This window comes from uncultured Porphyromonas sp. (genome assembly GCF_902489635.1).
GTDB lineage: Bacteria > Bacteroidota > Bacteroidia > Bacteroidales > Porphyromonadaceae > Porphyromonas.
Genome location: NZ_CABUAN010000066.1, coordinates 1 through 3,524 on the forward strand (window position 1 = coordinate 1; position 3,524 = coordinate 3,524).

Annotated in this window: 3 protein-coding genes; all 3 read right to left on the reverse strand. The window is 55.9% G+C overall.

The window, feature by feature from the left end; genetic code table 11:
* Positions 1–134 precede the first annotated feature (134 nt).
* From RDM37_RS08370 to RDM37_RS08380, 3 genes are read right to left on the reverse strand one after another with little or no spacing between them, the layout of a single operon-like run.
* Positions 135–914, reverse strand: coding sequence for a UDP-2,3-diacylglucosamine diphosphatase (locus tag RDM37_RS08370; protein WP_308556686.1), 780 nt, complete (start codon positions 912–914; stop codon positions 135–137).
* A 26-nt stretch (positions 915–940) separates the two neighbouring features.
* Positions 941–1,255 carry a metal-sulfur cluster assembly factor gene (locus RDM37_RS08375; RefSeq protein WP_273474341.1) on the reverse strand — a complete coding sequence of 105 codons (315 nt, stop codon included), beginning with the start codon at positions 1,253–1,255 and terminating at the stop codon, positions 941–943.
* 6 nt (positions 1,256–1,261) lie between these two features.
* A complete protein-coding gene (locus RDM37_RS08380; RefSeq protein WP_308556688.1) occupies positions 1,262–3,424 on the reverse strand; it encodes a S46 family peptidase in 2,163 nt (720 codons plus the stop codon).
* Between the last annotated feature and the right edge of the window lie 100 nt (positions 3,425–3,524).

The window sequence follows — 3,524 nt, forward strand, 5'->3', positions numbered from 1 at the left end:
TCCGTATGTGACCGAAGCCGAATCCCGAAAGCAACACAGCGATTCGCCTTTATGCAACAGTCTCCAGTTAGCTGACTCCTGAGTAAATACAAACATCGGCTCACCTCGGAGGACGAGATGAGCCGATGTTTTGTTTACTGCTCGTCGTAGAGCGATAAGGTGAGCGACTCGCCGTCCCAGCGAGCGTAAGAGTTGTAATGGATCCAGTCGCCGAGGATGATGCAGCGACGATCGTCGGGGAGCGAGAGATTGAGCAGCAGGTGACGGTGACCATATATATAGTAGTCTATCTCGGGGTGCTGCTGGATTAGCTCTTTGGTGTACTGCACGAGCCACTCGTCGCGCTCCACATTCATCTGCGGGTTGTAGCCAGGTCGTGATGGATCGTCGGCAGCTCGCATCTGTCGCAGGCGGTTGCGGTAAGCCCACCGCTGTGCGAAGCCGACCGTCCAGCGAGGATGGATCGCGGCGTAGAGACGCCGTGCGAGTCGGCTCTCGAAGATGCCAAAGAGCCACCGCTCCTTCTTGTAGCGTAGAGCATACTCTCGATGTCCGTGCGACAGGCGGAAGGTGCGTCCTTTGAGCTGGCAGACGACCGCGTCGCGATGCACGATGACGCCTAGCTCCTTGGTAAAGTAGTCGGTGAGCCAGAGGTCGTGATTGCCCATGATGTAGTGCACCTCGACACCCCGCTCCACGAGGTCTGCCAGAGCAGCGAGGAAGCGTACGGACCCCCTCGGCACGACATACTTGTAGTCAAACCAGTAGTCGAGCATATCGCCCAGCAGGTAGACCGCCTCGGCGTCGTCCGCTATGGAGCGTAGCCAGGCGACTAGTCGTAGCTCAGCACGCCTAGGATCGTCGTGGTAAGGCGACCCTAGGTGTGCATCTGATAGAAAGTATATAGCTCCCATAGGTAGGGTATCAGCAACGCTTTGTCCTAGAGGAAGCCCAGCTCCAGCTGAGCCTCTTCGGACATCATCGAGCTATCCCACGGTGGGTCGAAGGTGAGCTCGATGTCACACCGCTTGACGCCTTTGATGCTCTCGACCTTGATCTGTACATCCTGCAGGATGAAGTCTGCGGCTGGGCAATTGGGCGCCGTGAGTGTCATCGTGATCACCACCTTAGCCCCCTCCTCCTGTATATCCACATTGTAGATGAGACCTAGGTCGTAGATATTGACAGGGATCTCAGGGTCGTAGACGGTGCGGAGCATCTTGACGATCTGCTCCTCTAGTTGTAGTGTCTCCATAGGCAGTTACTTAACAAGGTTCATCTCGTCGAGCAGACGCTGGCAGTGACCATACTTGTCGACCAGCATGAGGAGGTAGCGTATATCTAGGATAATGCTCCTCTGGTAGTCTGGTAGGTACTCGATGTCGCCACCGACGCCCTCCCAGTTGCGGTCGAAGTTGAGCCCGATGAGGCGCCCCTTGCTGTCGAAGACAGGGCTACCCGAGTTACCACCCGTCGTGTGGGTCGTAGCGCAGAAGTTGACCGGCATCTCGCCATTGGGTAGCGCATAGACGCCGTAGTCCTTCTGCTTGTAAATCTCTTTGATCTGGTCAGGCAGGGCAAACTCCCAGCTGTTGGGGTCTTCCTTTTCCATCACACCCGTGAGGGTCGTCTGATGACCGTAGTAGACGTTGTCGCGAGGCGTGTAGCCACGCACATTGCCGTAGGTAAAGCGGAGCGTCAGGTTGGCATCGGGCCACACCTTGCGCGCGCCCTGCATATCCATCACGCCACGCACGTAGTCTCTGTGAGCCAGCTTGATTGGATCATCGTAAGCAGCCTGCTGCTCACGCATCTGGACAAAGAGATTGATGGTGGAGACCGTAAACTGCATCATCGGATCGCTTAGGAGCTGCTCACGTGAGGGAGTCTTGAGGAAAGCCTCAAAGCGTGCTGGATCAGCAAAGATCGAGCTGTCGAAGAGATGAGCTACATAAGCCTGTACGGAGTGATACTGAGCCACGCCCTCACGAAGAGCATCTGGCCAGTGCGCCTCATCGATACGCTCCGTGTAGCGCTGCAGGAGTACTGTCGCGACCTCTTTGTCGACCGTTGGATCGTAGTCCTTATTATAGAAGGCAGCGTAGCCACTACGCAGCTCGCTGATGATCTCCTCGCGCACCTTCGGATCGCTCCACTGCTGAAGCTTCTGACCATCTACGATCGGGATCTGTAGGAACTCGATCGGCGTCAGGATACCCTCCATGAGGTACCACTGCACACGACGCGCCTCCCGACGCGCAGCGACACAGTCAGCAATCGTCTGGATAGCTTTGTTCACCTCGGGACGATTGTTGGCCTTAGCCCAGCTAGCCAGCTCATCCTGCTGCGCACGCTTGGTCGCCTGTAGGTTGCGCGTACGGATGGCCCAGTTGGCACCTTGAGCGCGCTTATAGCCGTTTTGCGAGTAGGCATACTTGGCAGCGTACTGTATGTTGACCTTTTCGTCAGCAAGCATACGACGCAGCATCACCTCCTGACGCAGGCCACGCATCTCGATACGTATGTTATTGTCTATCTCAGACCACTCGTCTACTTGCGCCTCGGTGAAGAAGTGATTGGTCGTGCCAGGGAAGCCCATAATCAGCGCAAAGTCGTCACGCTGCACGCCCGAAGTAGAGACCGCAGCAAAGCGCTCTGGCTTGTAAGGCACATTGTCGGCACTGTAGTCGGCGGGGTTATTGTTCTTGTCCACATAAACGCGGAAGATAGAGAAGTCTCCCGTGTGGCGAGGCCACATCCAGTTGTCCGTGTCGGAGCCATACTTACCGATAGCGCTGGGCGGAGCCGCTACAAGCCGTACGTCGGTAAAGACCTTCTTGGTAAAGAGGTAGTAGCGGTTGCCCCCATAGAAAGGCTTTAGCTCGTAACGAATGCCAGGTTGCTTCATGGCCTCCTCGCCAACGATTGCGGGAATCATCTTGGTGAGCGTCGCAATGGAGAAAGCCGCCATCGGGTCCTCCTTGTAGGGAGACTCCTTGAGTAGCTTATTCACCTGGTCGGTCACGTTGGTGATCTTATCGATCGAGATCACCTCCAGTCCAGGACAGGGTAGCTCCTCACGCATCGACTGCGTCCAGATGCCGTCACGCAGGTAGTTGTGCTCTACGGCTGAGTGGCTCTGTATCTGATCGTAGCCACAGTGGTGGTTGGTCAAAACGAGACCTTGGTTCGAGACGAAGACGCCTGAGCAGCCCCCGTCAAACATCACGACCGCCCGCTGCAAGCAGGGCCCATCGGGATTGTATATCTCCTCCACAGGGATCTGTAGTCCCTTAGCTCGGAGTTCGTCAGCTTGGTCAGCCATCTGCTCCAGTAGCCACATACCGCCGTCGGCCAGTGCTACGGCCGAGAGGGTAAGGCTGGTGAGCAGGAGCAGGAGTACTCTTCTTAGGTGAGTTGTCATAGGTAGTTATCTTTATATAGTGTATTACATTGATTCTCTTTAGTAGAGACTGTTGCATAAAGGCGAATCGCTGTGTTGCTTTCGGGATTCGGCTTCGGTC